The sequence below is a fragment of the Rhodoblastus sphagnicola genome, assembly GCF_002937075.1.
GTDB classification, from domain to species: Bacteria; Pseudomonadota; Alphaproteobacteria; order Rhizobiales; family Beijerinckiaceae; genus Rhodoblastus; species Rhodoblastus sphagnicola.
The window spans coordinates 33,830-50,485 of record NZ_NHSJ01000107.1 but is presented as its reverse complement, the minus strand read 5'-3'; the positions used below and the strand labels follow the sequence as shown (position 1 = coordinate 50,485).

At 63.1% G+C, this 16,656-nt stretch carries 17 protein-coding genes and 1 tRNA gene; all 18 read left to right on the top strand.

What is annotated here, in order from left to right; all coding sequences use genetic code 11:
• Positions 1-167 precede the first annotated feature (167 nt).
• Positions 168-244: transfer RNA gene (locus CCR94_RS17800), tRNA-Asp, on the top strand.
• Between the two features lie 825 nt (positions 245-1,069).
• Entirely contained in the window at positions 1,070-1,432 is a 363-nt protein-coding gene (locus CCR94_RS17790; protein WP_104509186.1) for an NADH-quinone oxidoreductase subunit A, read from the top strand.
• A complete protein-coding gene (locus CCR94_RS17785; RefSeq protein WP_104509185.1) occupies positions 1,423-2,019 on the top strand; it encodes a NuoB/complex I 20 kDa subunit family protein in 597 nt (198 codons plus the stop codon). The genes CCR94_RS17790 and CCR94_RS17785 overlap by 10 nt, the downstream gene beginning before the upstream one ends.
• A gap of 57 nt (positions 2,020-2,076) precedes the next feature.
• Positions 2,077-2,721 carry an NADH-quinone oxidoreductase subunit C gene (locus tag CCR94_RS17780; protein ID WP_104509184.1) on the top strand — a complete coding sequence of 215 codons (645 nt, stop codon included), beginning with the start codon at positions 2,077-2,079 and terminating at the stop codon, positions 2,719-2,721.
• Positions 2,721-3,257: a hypothetical protein gene (locus CCR94_RS17775; protein ID WP_104509183.1), complete on the top strand. Its 537-nt coding sequence runs from the start codon at positions 2,721-2,723 to the stop codon at positions 3,255-3,257. Before CCR94_RS17780 ends, CCR94_RS17775 begins: the two co-directional genes overlap by 1 nt.
• An 8-nt stretch (positions 3,258-3,265) precedes the next feature.
• A complete protein-coding gene (locus CCR94_RS17770) occupies positions 3,266-4,456 on the top strand; it encodes an NADH-quinone oxidoreductase subunit D (RefSeq protein WP_104509190.1) in 1,191 nt (396 codons plus the stop codon).
• Positions 4,453-4,698: a hypothetical protein gene (locus CCR94_RS17765; protein WP_104509182.1), complete on the top strand. Its 246-nt coding sequence runs from the start codon at positions 4,453-4,455 to the stop codon at positions 4,696-4,698. The genes CCR94_RS17770 and CCR94_RS17765 overlap by 4 nt, the downstream gene beginning before the upstream one ends.
• Positions 4,685-4,894, top strand: a complete 210-nt coding sequence (locus CCR94_RS17760; RefSeq protein WP_104509181.1) for a hypothetical protein — start codon at positions 4,685-4,687, stop codon at positions 4,892-4,894. Before CCR94_RS17765 ends, CCR94_RS17760 begins: the two co-directional genes overlap by 14 nt.
• The gene (gene nuoE, locus CCR94_RS17755) at positions 4,891-5,559 is read left to right on the top strand and encodes an NADH-quinone oxidoreductase subunit NuoE (RefSeq protein WP_104509180.1); all 669 of its coding nucleotides are present in this window, start codon (positions 4,891-4,893) and stop codon (positions 5,557-5,559) included. Before CCR94_RS17760 ends, nuoE begins: the two co-directional genes overlap by 4 nt.
• 10 nt (positions 5,560-5,569) lie before the next feature.
• Entirely contained in the window at positions 5,570-6,871 is a 1,302-nt protein-coding gene (gene nuoF / locus CCR94_RS17750) for an NADH-quinone oxidoreductase subunit NuoF (RefSeq protein ID WP_104509179.1), read from the top strand.
• 114 nt (positions 6,872-6,985) lie between these two features.
• Complete coding sequence (gene nuoG / locus CCR94_RS17745; protein WP_104509178.1) at positions 6,986-9,058, top strand: NADH-quinone oxidoreductase subunit NuoG; 2,073 nt, start codon at positions 6,986-6,988, stop codon at positions 9,056-9,058.
• A 10-nt stretch (positions 9,059-9,068) separates the two neighbouring features.
• On the top strand, positions 9,069-10,079 hold the full coding sequence (gene nuoH, locus CCR94_RS17740) for an NADH-quinone oxidoreductase subunit NuoH (RefSeq protein WP_104509177.1): 1,011 nt from the start codon (positions 9,069-9,071) through the stop codon (positions 10,077-10,079).
• Positions 10,080-10,088: 9 nt separating this feature from the next.
• Positions 10,089-10,625 carry an NADH-quinone oxidoreductase subunit NuoI gene (gene nuoI, locus CCR94_RS17735; RefSeq protein ID WP_104509176.1) on the top strand — a complete coding sequence of 179 codons (537 nt, stop codon included), beginning with the start codon at positions 10,089-10,091 and terminating at the stop codon, positions 10,623-10,625.
• Between the two features lie 127 nt (positions 10,626-10,752).
• Entirely contained in the window at positions 10,753-11,364 is a 612-nt protein-coding gene (locus tag CCR94_RS17730) for an NADH-quinone oxidoreductase subunit J (protein WP_104509175.1), read from the top strand.
• Positions 11,365-11,375: 11 nt separating this feature from the next.
• Positions 11,376-11,684, top strand: a complete 309-nt coding sequence (nuoK, locus tag CCR94_RS17725; RefSeq protein ID WP_104509174.1) for an NADH-quinone oxidoreductase subunit NuoK — start codon at positions 11,376-11,378, stop codon at positions 11,682-11,684.
• Positions 11,685-11,690: 6 nt separating this feature from the next.
• Complete coding sequence (gene nuoL, locus CCR94_RS17720; protein WP_104509173.1) at positions 11,691-13,703, top strand: NADH-quinone oxidoreductase subunit L; 2,013 nt, start codon at positions 11,691-11,693, stop codon at positions 13,701-13,703.
• On the top strand, positions 13,703-15,214 hold the full coding sequence (locus CCR94_RS17715; protein ID WP_104509189.1) for an NADH-quinone oxidoreductase subunit M: 1,512 nt from the start codon (positions 13,703-13,705) through the stop codon (positions 15,212-15,214). Before nuoL ends, CCR94_RS17715 begins: the two co-directional genes overlap by 1 nt.
• 8 nt (positions 15,215-15,222) lie before the next feature.
• Complete coding sequence (gene nuoN, locus CCR94_RS17710) at positions 15,223-16,656, top strand: NADH-quinone oxidoreductase subunit NuoN (RefSeq protein ID WP_104509172.1); 1,434 nt, start codon at positions 15,223-15,225, stop codon at positions 16,654-16,656.

The window sequence follows — 16,656 nt, the reverse complement described above, 5'->3', positions numbered from 1 at the left end:
CCCAGCCCTGTCCCCCAAGCGGAAAGAGGGGGCGAACACATCCTTTCGCGCGACGAAATTCAAGAACCGACAAAAACTCGTCACACAGGCGCTTGACTTGAACGGCGCGCTGGCTTAATTCGCAGGCCTCCGCACGACGCAAGTCCATGTGACCGCGCCGGAGACGCGGGGGAGTAGCTCAGTTGGTTAGAGCGCCGGCCTGTCACGCCGGAGGTCGCGGGTTCAAGTCCCGTCTCTCTCGCCATTTCCCACATATTGGCGTGGGAAATTCGGCAATCTCGCGGCGACGCGAACACATCTGAAAACACCCCCCAAAAAAAAGTTGCATCTGGCGGCAAGTTTCTTCGCTTGCTGAATCAGGCGTGACCGTTCTGTTTCGTCCACGCGTCTGTTTCGTGCGCGGGTCTGGCGGGCGCGTGCTCGATGGCGATGATCGCTTCCTGCACGGCGCGTCGCGCCTCAGCCATCGCCTGTTGGATGTCATCGAGGCCGCGAGGATATGGTCGATGTTGGAACAGGCCGCGACAATGGCGGGGATTTCATGCTGCCTCAGCGTGATCGGGCGGGCGACGTTTCCGCGAGGGATGAACACGAATGCGCGCGCCGACGGCGCATTTTTTTTCGGATTGCTTTCGCGGATCGTGATCTCGCGGAACCCTCCGATTCGGCGGCATGTCGGATTGGACAGCCCGGCGCGCGCGCATTCAGGGCGCGGTCGTGCTCCGGTCCGGGGCGCGACCGCCGCGGGATCGGCCGAGGAGCCGCCAAAAGCCTGTCGCGCGACCAAAAGCCTGTCGCGCGACCATGAGCCTGTCGCGGGTCGTGGGCGCCGCGGCGCCGAACATTGGCGGTCGCGAGGGGCCGCCGGTGCCCATCCTTAGTTCTAAACGCGCGTTTCGATCTTGCGCGTATTGTCGCACTAAGGTAGGCAACGAGAGCAATTCGGCTGCGCTGGCAAGGGTTTTGCACTCGACACCACGTTGCCGGGCGCCTTCTCCCGACGGTCGCGAGACCTGAGAGCGGAGCGCCGGAAACCAGAGCCAGAGCAAAACGGAGACAAGGCAAACCTATGTCGGTTCTCAACGCTTATCTGCCGCTGGTGATTTTCATCGCCATAGCGACGGCGCTTTCGGGAGCGCTGCTGGTCGCGCCGTTCCTCCTCGCCTATAAGGCGCCCGACTCCGAGAAGCTGTCGGCCTACGAATGCGGCTTCAACGCCTTCGACGACGCCCGCATGAAGTTTGACGTGCGCTTCTATCTGGTTTCGCTGCTGTTCATCATCTTCGATCTCGAAGTCGCCTTCCTGTTTCCCTGGGCGGTGGCGTTTCGCACCATCGGCGTGTTCGGTTTCTGGTCTATGATGCTGTTCCTCGGCGTGTTGACCGTCGGATTCGTCTACGAATGGAAAAAGGGAGCCCTGGAATGGGATTGACCCCCGAAACACGGCAGGCCCCCAATCGCACGCTGATCGCGCCCGCACCGCGCGGGATCCTCGACCCGCGCACGGGCAAGCCGGTCGGCGCCGACGACCCGACCTTCCTGGCGATCAGCGAGGAGCTCTCCGACAAGGGTTTCCTGGTCACCGCCACCGACGATCTGGTCAACTGGGCGCGCACGGGCTCGCTGATGTGGATGACCTTCGGCCTCGCCTGCTGCGCGATCGAAATGATGCAGGTGGCGATGCCGCGCTATGACGTCGAGCGCTTCGGCTTCGCGCCGCGCGCCTCGCCGCGCCAGTCCGACGTGATGATCGTCGCGGGCACGCTCACCAACAAGATGGCCCCGGCGCTGCGCAAGGTCTATGACCAGATGCCCGAGCCGCGCTATGTGATCTCGATGGGTTCCTGCGCCAACGGCGGCGGCTATTACCACTATTCCTATTCGGTGGTGCGTGGCTGCGACCGCATCGTTCCGGTGGACATCTACGTGCCGGGCTGCCCGCCCTCGGCGGAGGCGCTGCTTTATGGCATCATGCTGTTGCAGCGCAAGATTCGCCGCACCGGCACGATCGAACGCTGACTGCGACAAGATGACCGCGACAAGAACGATCTGCCCGAACGGGCGAGGGGAGTCGAGATGACGGACGCCACACAAGCGGTCGATCAGGCCGCCGGTCCCGCCGAAATTTTCGGGCGATTGCAGGCGCTGTCGGAAAAAATCCAGACGGGTCTGGGCGCGGCGGTTGTCTCCGCGACCATCGCTTACGATGAACTGAACGTGACGTTCGATTCGTCCAAATGGATCGAATCGCTCACTTACCTGCGCGACAATGGTTTTGTCAGCTTCATCGACCTCACGGCGGTGGACTGGCCGGCGCGGGAACAGCGCTTCGACGTGGTCGTGCATCTGCTCGACCCCGCCGCCAACCTGCGCATCCGCGTCAGGACAGCCGCCAACGACACGACTCCGCTGCCCAGCGCGGTCAATGTGTGGCCCGCCGCCAACTGGTTCGAGCGCGAGGCCTATGACATGTACGGGGTGCTGTTCTCCGGCCATCCCGACCTGCGCCGCATGCTCACCGATTACGGTTTCGACGGTCATCCCTTGCGCAAGGATTTCCCGCAGACGGGCTATGTCGAGGTGCGCTACGATGACGCGCGCAAGCGCGTGGTCTACGATCCGGTCAAGCTGAGCCAGGAGTTCCGCTCCTTCGATTTCCAGTCGCCCTGGGAAGCCGCCAAATACGAGCTGCCCGGCGACGAGAAGGCGACCAAGGGTTGATGGGCTTTTCCGCTTCTCTGCCGCCGGTCCTCGTGACGTTCGCGCTTTGTGGCGCGGCGGTCGCCCTGGAGTCCGGCGAGACCTATGCGGAGAAGCTGAAAAATTACGAGTCCGAAGCGGTCGGCGCGGCGCAAGCCTATGCCGGGACGCTTGACCTGCGCGCCTTGATTCAGAAAAGCGCGCCCTATGCCGCGCAAAGCGTCAATCAACGCATCCGCGCGCAAAATCCCGGCTTGAGCGAGGATCAAGCCTCCGCCTTCGTCGATTGTTTCGTGCAGAAAATGCTGTCGCAGGATGTGGACGCGCTCGACCATGCCGCCGTGCTGACGTTGCTCGAAACCCTGGACAAGGACGAACTGGTGGCGCTGCGCGCCTTCCAACTGACGTCAATGGGCGCCAAGGTGGTGCGGAAACTGCCGCTGCTGGTCGCGCGTTTGAATGAAAACATGCGCCTGATGGACAATTATGTGATCCCGCGCGCGCTCAGCGCCGCGCGGGACGAGATGCTCAAAACCGGCGTCGAAGTGAAAATCTGAGGCGGATGATGACCGAACAGAACATGCGCAATTTCTCGATCAACTTCGGCCCGCAGCATCCGGCGGCCCACGGCGTGCTGCGCCTGGTGCTCGAGCTTGACGGCGAAGTGGTCGAGCGCGTCGATCCCCATATCGGCCTGCTGCATCGCGGCACCGAAAAGCTGATGGAATCGCGGACCTATCTCCAGAACGTGCCCTATTTCGACCGGCTCGATTATTGCGCGCCGATGAATCAGGAGCACGCCTTCTGCCTCGCCATCGAAAAACTGCTGGGCGTGACGGTTCCGCGCCGCGCGCAATTGATTCGCGTCCTCTATAGCGAGATCGGTCGCCTGCTGTCGCACATGCTCAATGTCACCACGCAGGCGATGGACGTCGGCGCGCTCACCCCCCCGGTCTGGGGCTTTGAAGAGCGCGAGAAGCTGATGGTGTTCTGCGAGCGCGCCTCGGGCGCCCGCATGCACGTCAATTATTTTCGCCCGGGCGGGGTGGCGAAGGATTTGCCTCCCGCGCTCATCGCCGACATCGGCGCCTGGCTCGATCCGTTCTTGAAACTGATGGACGATCTCGAAGCTTTGTTCGTGGAAAACCGCATTTTCAAGCAGCGCAATGTCGATATCGGCGTGCTCACGGCGGAAGAATGCTGGAAATGGGGATTTTCCGGCCCGGTGCTGCGCGGCTCTGGGGTCGCCTGGGATCTGCGTCGGTCGCAGCCCTATGAATGCTACGAGGAAATGGAATTCGACATTCCCGTCGGCAAGCACGGCGACTGCTACGACCGTCAGGTGGTGCGGCTCGAAGAAATGCGACAATCCGTGCGCATCATGCGCCAATGTGTCGAAAAGCTTTCACTGGCGGAGAACGAAGGCCCGGTGCTGACGCCCGACCACAAGATCACCCCGCCGCGTCGCGGCCAGATGAAACAGTCGATGGAAAGTCTGATCCATCACTTCAAGCTGTTTACGGAAGGGTTCCGCACGCCGGAGGGCGAGGTTTACGCCGCCGTCGAGGCGCCCAAGGGCGAATTCGGCGTCTATCTGGTGTCTGACGGAACCGACAAACCGTACAAGTGCAAGATCCGCGCGCCGGGCTTCGCGCACTTGCAGGGCATGGACCTGCTGTGCCGCCATCACATGCTCGCCGACGTCTCGGCCATTTTGGGCGCGCAGGACATTGTGTTCGGCGAGGTCGACCGATGATTTTCAACGCGGCGTTTCGCAAGCAAATAGACGGCTTCTCGCTCTGGCGATTCGCGGCCTTGTTGGTCGCGCTGGAAGCCGTCATTGTCTTGTTTCGGCATGAGGGGTTCGCGCCGCTCCGGCATGATCTATTGATCGTTCCCAGCCTGATCGCAGGCCATTTGATCGTCTGGATCATCTCATCCGTCGTCGACTCCCTGTCGTCGGAGTCGCTCGGGGAGGCGTCCAATGACCGTGCTTGAATCCTTGCGCAAGAACGCGCGTTTCCTGATCAGCGGCTTCGGGTCCGCGATCGTCCTCCTTCTTGTTTGGCGGGCCTTTGACGGCGCGCCGCTGATCCAGCCGCAATCCGATCTCGGCATTGTCCTCGGCGCGCTTCTCGTCGCAGGCTATGTCGTGTTTCAGGATCTGCGCGAATCCAATGGAAAGCAGCCATGAGCGTCCGCCGTCTCGCCGAGCAGCAGCCGGAAACTTTTGAATTCACGCCGGAAAACCAGGCGTGGCTGGAGAGCCAGATCGCCAGGTATCCGCCGGGGCGCCAGGCCTCGGCCGTGATCCCCGCGCTGTGGAAGGCGCAGAAGCAGCACGATTACTGGCTGCCGCAAAAGGCCATCGAAAAGGTCGCGGATATCCTGGGGATGCCCTACATCCGCGTGCTCGAAGTCGCCACCTTCTACACCATGTTCAACCTGGAGCCGGTCGGCAAATATTTCGTGCAACTGTGCGGCACCACGCCCTGCCTTTTGCGCGGCGCCGACGCGATCGTCGCGGTCTGCAAACAGCGCATCGGCCACCAGCGCAAGGTTACGGCCGACGGCCTGTTCTCCTGGCTTGAGGTGGAATGCCTCGGCGCCTGCTGCAACGCGCCGATGGTGCAGATCAACGACGACTATTATTCGGACCTCGACGCCGAATCATTCGGAAAACTGCTCGACGATCTCGCCGCCGGTCGCCCCACGCACATCGGCCCGCAAAACGGCCGCCAGCGTTCGGAGCCGTTCGGCGGCCTGACCGCGCTGACCGAATTCTACGGCGCCGACGGCAAGAGCGGTCCGCTGAGCGACGCGCAAGCCGCCGCCCAACCCGCAAATCCCGCAGAGTAAGGAAACGACGATGCTTCAAGACAAGGATCGCATCTTCCAGAACCTCTACGGCTACGGCGACTGGAGCCTGAAGGGCGCGAAAAAACGCGGGGCCTGGGACAACACCAAGGGCCTGCTGGAAAAGGGCAAGGACTGGATCATCGCGGAGATGAAGGCCTCGGGCCTGCGCGGCCGCGGCGGCGCCGGCTTCCCGACCGGTCTGAAATGGTCGTTCATGCCCAAACCCGATCCGAACCGGCCGTCCTATCTGGTCGTCAACGCCGACGAATCCGAGCCCGGCACCTGCAAGGACCGCGAAATCCTGCGCAACGACCCGCATCTGCTGGTCGAAGGCTGTCTGGTCGCCGGCTTCGCCATGGGCGCGTCCGCCGCCTACATCTACGTGCGCGGTGAATTCATCTGGGAGCGCGAGCGCCTGCAAGCGGCGGTGGACGAGGCCTACGCGGCCAATCTGATCGGTCAGAAGAACATCCACAATTATCCCTTCGAGATCATCGTCCACCACGGCGCCGGCGCCTATATCTGCGGCGAGGAAACGGCGTTGCTGGAATCGCTTGAGGGCAAGAAGGGCATGCCCCGGCTCAAACCGCCTTTCCCCGCCAATATGGGCCTCTACGGCTGCCCGACCACGGTCAACAATGTCGAATCCATCGCGGTCGCCCCGACCATTTTGCGGCGCGGCGCGGCGTGGTTTTCGTCCTTCGGCGCCAAGAACAATTCCGGCACCAAGCTGTTCAGCATTTCCGGCCACGTCAACACGCCGTGCAATGTCGAGGAGGCCATGTCGATCCCGTTCCGCGAGCTGATCGAGAAGCATGCCGGCGGCGTGCGCGGCGGCTGGGACAATCTGCTCGCGGTGATTCCCGGCGGCTCGTCGGTGCGCTGCGTCCCGGCGGCGCAAATCATCGACACGCCGATGGATTTCGACTCGCTGTCGGCGCTGAAATCGGGTCTCGGCACGGCGGCGGTGATCGTGATGGACAAGAGCACGGACATCGTCCGCGCCATCGCCCGGCTTTCGATGTTCTACAAGCACGAGAGCTGCGGACAATGCACGCCCTGCCGGGAAGGCACGGGCTGGATGGCCCGCATCATGCAGCGCATGGTCGAGGGCCGCGCGCAAAAGAGCGAGATCGACCTGCTGTTCGACGTGTCCAAGCAGATCGAGGGCCACACCATCTGCGCGCTCGGCGATGCGGCGGCCTGGCCGATTCAGGGCCTGATCAATCATTTCCGCCCGGTCATCGAGGCGCGGATCGATAGCTACACAGCCCGCGCCGACAAGGACGCGGCGCAAGTCGCGGCGCAGTAGGCGCCGGAAAGTCGGGGATTTGCATCGGCGCCGCCGGTGTTAAGGCAACAGACCAGGGTCGGACCGGCGGAAGGGCGCAACCGCCCCGCCGCGTCAGGCGCAAAGGGAAGAAACATGGCGAAAATCATCGTCGATGGGATCGAAGTCGATGTCCCGCCGGACTACACGCTGCTCCAGGCGGCGGAAGCCGCGGGCAAGGAGATTCCGCGCTTCTGTTTCCATGAGCGCCTCTCGGTCGCCGGCAATTGCCGCATGTGTCTGGTCGAGGTGAAGGGCGGCCCGCCGAAGCCGACGGCCTCCTGCGCCATGTCGGTCAAGGATCTGCGCCCCGGCCCGAACGGCGAGCCGCCGGTGATGTTCACCAATTCGCCGATGGTGAAGAAGGCGCGCGAAGGCGTGATGGAATTCCTTCTCATCAACCATCCGCTCGACTGCCCGATCTGCGACCAGGGCGGCGAATGCGATTTGCAGGATCAGGCGCTCGCCTTCGGCCGCGACCGCTCGCGCTACACCGAGAACAAGAACGCGGTCGAAAACAAATATATCGGCCCGCTGGTGAAGACGGAGATGACGCGCTGCATCCAATGTACGCGCTGCGTCCGCTTCACCGCCGAAATCTGCGGCACGTCCGACATGGGCAACATCAACCGCGGCGAAGACTCGGAGATCACCACCTATCTGCAAACTGCGATGCGCTCGGAATTGCAGGGCAATGTCACCGACCTCTGCCCGGTCGGCGCCCTGCTGCCGCGCCCGCAGAATTTTCGCGCCCGTCCGTGGGAATATTCGAAAACGCCCGGCGTGGACGTTTCCGACGCGCTCGGCGCCAATATCCGCATCGACGCGCGCGGCCGCGAAGTGGTCCGCATCCTGCCGCGCCTCAACGAGGCGGTGAACGAGGAATGGATTTCCGACAAGGCCCGCCAGAGCGTCGATGGTTTAAAGCTGCAACGCCTCGACCGTCCCTATCTGCGCGACAACGGCAAGCTTCGCCCCGCGAGCTGGTCCGAGGCCTTCAACGCCATCGCGGCCAAGGTGAAGGCGACCAGCTCTGAAAAGGTCGGGTTCATCGGCGGCGATCTGTCGTCGGTCGAAGACCTGTTCGCAGCCAAGGCGCTGGCCGTCGCGCTCGGCGTGAAAAACGTGGATTGCCGCCAGGACGGCGCAAAAATCGATCCGGCCAACGGCCGCGCCTCCTATCTGTTCAACGCGACGGTCGAGGGCATAGATCAGGCCGATGCGCTGCTGATCATCGGCTCCAATCCGCGCTGGGAATCCCCGGTGCTCAACGCCCGCATCCGCCGCCGCTGGCGACAAGGTGGATCGCAGGGAGGCGACTTCCCCATCGCCGTGATCGGCGAACAGCACGACCTGACCTATCCTTATGAACATCTCGGCGACAGCCCCGACGTCCTGCAAAATATCGTCAAGGGCGAAGGTTTCGGCAAAATTCTCGCCAAGGCCGAGCGTCCGCTGATCCTGATCGGCGCCGGCGTTTTCGCGCGCGACGACGGCCCGGCCATAGCCGCGCTGGCGGCCAAACTCGGCGTGAAGGGCGACTGGAACGGCTATTGCGTGCTGCACAACGCGGCCTCGCGCGTCGGCGCGCTCGACATCGGCTTCGTGCCGGGGCAGGGCGGTCTGAACGCGCCAGCCATGGCCAAGGCGGGCGCGCTCGACCTGCTCTTCCTCGTCGGCGCCGACGAGATCGCCATCGAGCCGGGCGCCTTCGTGGTCTATGTCGGCACGCACGGCGACCGCGGCGCGCATCGCGCCGACGTGATCCTGCCCGGCGCTGCCTACACGGAAAAATCCGGCCTCTATGTCAATACGGAAGGGCGGGTGCAGATGACCGATCGCGCCGGCTTCCCGCCGGGCGACGCCCGCGAGGATTGGGCGATCTTCCGCGCTCTCTCCGCCGTGCTCGACAAGACGCTGCCGTTCGACTCGCTCGCCCAATTGCGCGCGCTGCTGACCAGGGCGGTCCCGCATTTCGCAGGGATCGACCAGATCGAAAAGGGCGATGCGGGCGCGCTCAAGCTGCCGGCGGGCGACATCAGCGCGGCGGCTTTGGTCTCGCCGATCACGGATTTCTATCTCACCAACCCAATTTCGCGTGCGTCGAAGGTGATGGCCGAATGTTCGGCGCTCGCCAAAAGCGCGGCGCTGAAGCAAGCGGCGGAATGAGGACGTAACGATGGACCTGCTGCTCTCGATCCTCCTGATTGTCGGCAAAAGTCTGCTGCTGATCACGCTCGGCCTCACGGCGATCGCCTATTACCTGCTCGCGGACAGAAAAATCTGGGCGGCTGTGATGCTGCGCAAGGGTCCGAACGTGGTCGGTCCGTGGGGCATCTGGCAAAGCTTCGCCGACATGATCAAGTTCATGGTCAAGGAGCCGATCATCCCCGACGGCGCCAACAAGGGCGTGTTCATCCTCGCGCCGCTGGTCACGGCGGCGCTGGCCTTGTCAGCCTGGGCGGTGATCCCGTTCAGCGACGGCTGGGCCATCGCCGATCTCAATGTCGGCGTGCTCTACATTTTCGCGATCTCCTCGCTCGGTGTGTACGGCATCATCATGGCCGGCTGGGCGTCGAACTCGAAATATCCATTCCTGTCGGCGCTGCGCTCCGCCGCGCAAATGGTATCCTACGAAGTCTCGATCGGCTTCGTCATCATCACCGTGCTGCTGTGCGCGGGCTCGCTGAACCTCAACGATATCGTCAAGGCGCAGGACACGCCCTACGGCATATTGGGATGGTACTGGCTGCCGCTGTTCCCGATGTTCGTGATCTTCTTCATCTCGGCGCTGGCGGAAACCAACCGCCCGCCGTTCGATCTGGTGGAGGCGGAATCCGAACTGGTCGCCGGCTTCATGGTCGAATATTCGTCGGCGCCCTACCTGCTGTTCATGCTCGGCGAATATGTCGCGATCATCACCATGTGCGCGCTGCTGGTGATCCTGTTCTGCGGCGGCTGGCTGCCGCCCGCGAATATCTGGCCATTGACCGAAGTCCCCGGCGTGGTCTGGTTCGTCTTGAAGCTGACATGGTTCTTCTTCCTGTTCGCCATGGTGAAGGCCTTCGTGCCGCGCTACCGTTACGACCAGTTGATGCGCCTGGGCTGGAAAGTGTTCCTGCCGATGTCCCTCGTCGCCGTGATCGTGGTCGCGGCGGTGCTGGAGATCGCCGGCGTGGCCGCGAAGTGAGGTTCTGACATGACGCAAGCCACGCCCCAAGGTTCTCCCCAAGCCTCGCCCAAAGCCTCGCCTCTTTTGGCCGCCATCAAGTCGGTGTTCCTGAAGGAGTTCTTCTCGACCTTCTTCCTGGCCTTCCGCTATCTGCTGAAGCCCAAGCCGACGCTGAACTATCCGCACGAGAAGAACCCGCAATCGCCCCGGTTTCGCGGGGAACATGCCTTGCGCCGCTATCCCAACGGGGAAGAGCGCTGCATCGCCTGCAAGCTGTGTGAGGCGATCTGCCCGGCGCAAGCCATCACGATCGAGGCCGAACCGCGTGGCAATGACGGCACCCGCCGCACCACGCGTTACGACATCGACATGACCAAATGCATCTATTGCGGCTTCTGCCAGGAAGCCTGCCCGGTGGACGCCATCGTGGAAGGCCCCAACGCGGAATTCGCGACGGAAACCCGCGAAGAGCTTTTCTACGACAAGCAGCGGTTGCTGGACAACGGCGACGTGTGGGAGCGCGAGATCGCGCGCAACCTCGCGGCCGACGCGCCTTATCGGTGAGACGCTTCGCGCAAGCGCGAAGCTTTGTCGCTGACAAACCCGCGCCAAGGCGCGGGACCAAAATTCCAGCCGCGTGCAAAAACGCGGCGACACGAAACCAGCCCCCACAAGGGCGCACAGGTGGACCATGAGCGCAGCCACGGTTTTCTTCTATCTGTTCTCGTTCGTCACCATCGCCTCGGCGGCGATGGTGATCTCCGGACGCAATCCCGTTCATTCCGTGCTGTTCCTGATCCTCGCCTTCGTCAGCGCGGCCGGCCTGTTCGTGCTCGCCGGCGCGGAATTCCTGGCGATGCTGCTGGTGGTCGTCTATGTCGGCGCGGTCATGGTGCTGTTCCTGTTCGTCGTGATGATGCTCGACGTCGATTTCGCGGAATTGCAGAAAAGCATCCGGCGCCATCTGCCGCTCGGCGGCCTGATCGGCGCGATCGTGCTGGCGGAACTGGTGCTGGTGGTCGGCGCCTGGCAGGTCGCGCCGCAGGCCGCGCTCGGGACTCCGACGCCCGGAAACCTGAGCAACACGGCCGCGCTCGGCCAGGTGCTCTACACCCAATATGTCTATCTGTTCCAGGCGGCGGGCTTCGTGCTGCTGACCGCGATGATCGGCGCCATCGTGCTGACTCTGCACCACCGTCCCAACGTCAAGCGCCAGAACATATCGGCGCAGAACGCGCGCACCCGCGCGACGGCGATCGAAAACAAGCAAGTCCCGTCCCGCACGGGCGTCCCCGTACCCTGAGGAGCGACATCATGGTCATCGGTCTCGAACATTACCTGATCGTCGCGGCAATCGTCTTTACGCTGGGCGTGGCGGGCATCATCCTCAACCGCAAGAACGTCATCATCATCCTGATGTCGATCGAGTTGATCCTGCTGTCGGTGAACATCAATCTGGTGGCCTTCTCGGCCAAGCTGCACGACCTCACCGGGCAAATCTTCGCCCTGTTCATCCTCACCGTCGCGGCGGCGGAAGCGGCGATCGGCCTCGCGATCCTCGTGACCTATTTCCGCAACCGCCGCACCATCGCGGTGGACGACATCAATATGATGAAGGGCTGAGCGAACATGTATTCGGCAATCGTCTTCCTCCCCCTTCTCGGCTTTCTGATCGCCGGCCTCGCCGGTCGGAAAATCGGCGACCGCGCGTCGGAAATCGTCACCACAACGCTGCTGTTCGTCTCTTGCGCTCTGTCGTGGAAGGTGTTCCTCGACGTCGGCCTGAACGACGGCCATTTTTCCGCGCCAGTGCTCGCCAACTGGCTGACCTCGGGCGATCTCAAGATCGACTGGGCTTTGCGCGTGGACACGCTGACGTCCGTGATGCTGGTCGTCGTCACGACGGTGTCGGCGCTGGTGCATCTCTATTCCGTCGGTTACATGAGCGAGGATCCCTCGCGCCCACGCTTCTTCGCCTATCTGTCGCTGTTCACCTTCGCCATGCTGGCGCTGGTGACGGCGGACAATCTGGCGCAAATGTTTTTCGGATGGGAAGGCGTGGGCCTCGCGTCCTATCTGCTGATCGGCTTCTGGTACGAGAAACCCTCGGCCAACGCCGCCGCCATCAAGGCCTTCGTCGTCAACCGCGTCGGCGACTTCGGCTTTTCGCTGGGCATGTTCCTGATCTTCCTGCTCACCGGCTCGATCAGCTTCGACACGATCTTCGCCGCCGCGCCGGGCCTCGCTGACAAGAGCATTCACGCCTTCGGTCTCGACTGGAACGCGATGACGCTGACCTGCCTGCTGCTGTTCATGGGCGCGATGGGCAAGTCGGCGCAGTTCCTGCTGCACACCTGGCTGCCGGACGCGATGGAAGGCCCGACCCCCGTCTCCGCGTTGATCCATGCCGCGACCATGGTCACCGCCGGCGTGTTCATGGTCGCCCGCCTGTCGCCCTTGTTCGAGCAGTCGCCCACCGCGCTGACGGTGGTCACGCTGGTCGGCGCCACCACGGCCTTTTTCGCCGCCACGGTCGGCCTCGTCCAGAACGACATCAAGCGCGTCATCGCCTATTCGACCTGCTCGCAGCTCGGCTACATGTTCGTCGGCCTGGGCTGCGGGGGCTACGCGCTTGGCATTTTCCACCTGTTCACCCACGCCTTCTTCAAGGCCTTGCTGTTCTTGGGCGCGGGATCGGTGATCCACGCCATGCATCACGAACAGGACATGCGCCAGATGGGCGGGTTGTGGACCAAAATCCCCATCACCTTCGCCTGCATGACCATCGGCACGCTGGCCCTGACCGGCTTCCCGTTCACCGCCGGCTATTTCTCCAAGGACGCCATCATCGAGGGCGCCTTCGCCGCCAGCGGCCACAGCGCCGCCGCGTTCTACGCCTTCGTGGCTCTGGTGGTCGCGGCGGGCATGACCTCGTTCTACTCCTGGCGCCTCGTGTTCATGACCTTCTTCGGTCCGCGCCGCTGGTCGGATGAGTACAAGGCCCTGCACGGCCACGCCGCCGCGCAGGACGATCACGGCCATGACGACGCCCACGCCCACCACATTGGCGAACCCCATGAATCGCCCCTGACCATGATGATCCCGCTGTTCGTGCTTTCGGCGGGCGCGCTGGGGGCGGGCTATGTGTTCAAGGACCATTTCATCAATGAGGGGGCGCAAGAATTCTGGCGCACGTCGCTGTTCACTGGCGCGAACAACCACATCCTCCATGAAATGCACCAAACGCCCTACTGGGTCGAACCTTTGCCCTTACTGATGATGGGCGGCGGCTTTCTCGTGGCGCTGGTCCTGTATGTGATCGCGCCGAAAATCCCCGCCGCTTTGGCGGCGCGCTACCCGAAGCTCTACCTGTTCCTGCTCAACAAATGGTACTTTGACGAGCTTTACGACAGGATCTTCGTCAAGCCGGCGTTCTGGCTGGGACGCTTGTTCTGGAAGGGCGGCGACGGCGCCATCATCGACCGGCTTGGCCCGGACGGCATCGCGGCCCGCGTGATCGACGGCGCCGGCCTCGCGTCGCGGCTACAGACCGGCTTCATCTACAATTACGCTTTCGCGATGCTGCTCGGCCTCGCCGCGCTCATCACCTACGGACTGTTCGCTGTTGGCGGGGGACAATGATGTTCGGCTTTGGCATACTTTCCGGGCTGACCTTCCTGCCCCTGGTCGGCGCCGCGCTGATCCTGCTGGTCAAGACCGACACGGACGGCGCGAAAACCACGATCCGCTGGATCGCGCTGTGGACCACTTTGGTCACGCTGGCTTTGTCGTTCTACGCCTGGTCGCAATTCACGCCGGGGATCGCGGACTTCCAGTTCGTCGAGGAGCGCGGCTGGTTCGGCTCCGGCCTCAGCTACAAGATGGGCGTGGACGGCATTTCCTTCCCGTTCGTGGTGCTGACCGCATTCCTGATGCCGTTCTGCATCGCGGCCTCGTGGAAGTCGATCGACGTCCGCGTCAAGGAATATTTCATCGCCTTCCTGGTGCTGGAAACCCTGATGATCGGCGTGTTCTGCGCGCTGGATCTGGTGCTGTTCTACCTGTTCTTCGAGGGCGGCCTGATCCCGATGTTCATCATCATCGGGGTCTGGGGCGGCAAGCGGCGCATCTACGCCAGCTTCAAATTCTTCCTCTACACGCTGGTCGGCTCGCTGCTGATGCTGATCGCCATCATGGCGATGTATGCGCAGACCCACACCACCGACATCACCACGCTGCTCACCACCCATTTCGACCCCGGCCTGCAAAAGTGGCTGTGGCTGGCCTTCTTCGCCTCCTTCGCGGTGAAGATGCCGATGTGGCCGGTTCACACCTGGTTGCCCGACGCCCACGTCGAGGCGCCGACCGCCGGCTCGGTGATCCTGGCGGGCATCCTGCTAAAGATGGGCGGCTACGGCTTCATCCGCTTCTCGCTGCCAATGTTCCCGGATGCGTCGCATTATTTCGCGCCGCTGGTGTTCGCTTTGTCGGTGATCGCCATCATCTACACCTCGCTGGTGGCGCTGGTGCAGGAGGACATCAAGAAGCTGATCGCCTATTCCTCGGTCGCGCATATGGGCTTTGTCACCATGGGCCTGTTCGCGATGAACCAGCAGGCGGTGGAGGGCGCGGTGTTCCAGATGGTGTCGCACGGCATCGTCTCCGGCGCGCTGTTTCTTTGCGTCGGCGTGGTCTATGACCGTCTCCACACCCGCGAGATCTCGGCCTACGGCGGCATCGTCAAGACCATGCCGGTTTATGCCGTCCTCTTCATGGTGTTCACCATGGCCAATATCGGCCTGCCCGGCACGTCGGGCTTCGTCGGCGAATTCCTGACCCTGATCGGCGCGTTCAAGGCCAACACCTGGGTCGCATTTCTCGCGACATTCGGGGTCATCCTGTCGGCGGCTTACGCTCTTTACCTCTATCGCCGCGTGGTGTTCGGCAAGCTGGAGAAGGCGAGCCTGATGGGCCTCGCCGATGTGTCGGCGCGCGAATTCGCCATTCTGGCGCCGCTGGTCATTGTGACCCTCTGGTACGGCGTTCAGCCCAACCAGATCCTCCACGCCTGTTCCGGCGCGGTCGCGCAACTCGTCAAGAATTACGACGCGGCGCTCGCCGTGACCCGCACGGCCGCCCTTTCGCTTTACTGAGAGTTTTCATGGACACGCTGCAAATCGCTCTTGCTCACGCGCTGCCGGAAACCATTCTGGCGGTCGGCGTGATCCTCATGGTGCTGATCGGCGCCTTTCGCGGCAAGGCCGACGACGGCCCGATGAGCGAAATCGCCGTTGTCATCCTCGGCGCGGCTTTGGTCGCCATCGTGCTCAAGACGACGGCGGCGGGCGTCGCCTTCGACAACGCCTTCATCGACGACCGCTTCGGCGATTTCATGAAGGTGCTGGCGCTCGGCGGCTCCATCGTCACGCTGCTGATGGCCGGCGATTTCTTCAAGGCGCAGGGCATCAACAAGTTCGAATTCCCGATCCTCGTCGTGCTCGCGACCTTGGGCATGATGATGTTGATCTCGGCCAACGGCCTGATCGCGCTCTATCTCGGCCTCGAACTGATGTCGCTCGCGCTCTATGTCACGGCGGCGCTCGCCCGCGACGACGCCCGCGCCTCCGAAGCCGGCTTGAAATATTTCGTGCTGGGCGCGCTGTCCTCGGGCATGTTGCTCTATGGCGCCTCGCTGCTCTACGGTTTTTCCGGCACGGTGTCCTTCGCCGGCATCGCCTCGGCCATCGGCGATCACCCCAATGTCGGCGTGATCTTCGGCCTTGTCTTCCTGCTCACCGGCCTCGCGTTCAAAATGTCGGTGGTGCCGTTCCACATGTGGACGCCCGACGTTTATGAGGGCGCGCCGACCCCGGTCACCGCCTTCTTCGCCTCGGCGCCGAAAATGGCGGCGGTGGCCATCGCCACCCGCGTCATTTACACCGCCTTCCCCAGCGTGACGCATCAATGGCAGCAGATCGTCGTGTTCATGTCGATCGCCTCGATGGCGCTGGGCTCCTTCGCCGCGATCAAGCAGGACAACATCAAGCGCCTGATGGCCTATTCCTCGATCGGCCACATGGGTTTCGCTCTGGTTGGCCTCGCCGCCGCCACCGAAGCCGGCGTGCAGGGCGTGCTGATCTATATGGCGATCTATCTGGTGATGACGCTGGGAACCTTCGCCGCCATTCTCTCCATGCGCGTCAACGGCAAGGCGGTGGAAAAGATTTCCGACCTCTCCGGCCTCGCCAAGACCAACGGAACCATGGCCTTCTTCCTGGCCATGCTGATGGTGTCGCTGTCGGGCGTGCCGCCGCTCGCCGGCTTTTTCGCCAAATGGTACGTGTTCCTCGCGGCGGTCGAGGCCAAGCTGTTCGCGCTGGCCGTGATCGGTGTGCTGACCTCGACGGTGGCGGCGTTCTACTACTGGCGCATCATCAAGGTGATGTATTTCGATGACGCCGCTCCGGCGCTCGACCGGCCCAACGCCACGCTGCGCGCTGTGCTGGCGGCGTCATCGCTGGCGATGCTGCTGTACTGGGTCTATCCGGCCCCGCTGGTCGAGGCGGCGGACGCCGCCGCCAAATCGCTGTTCTAA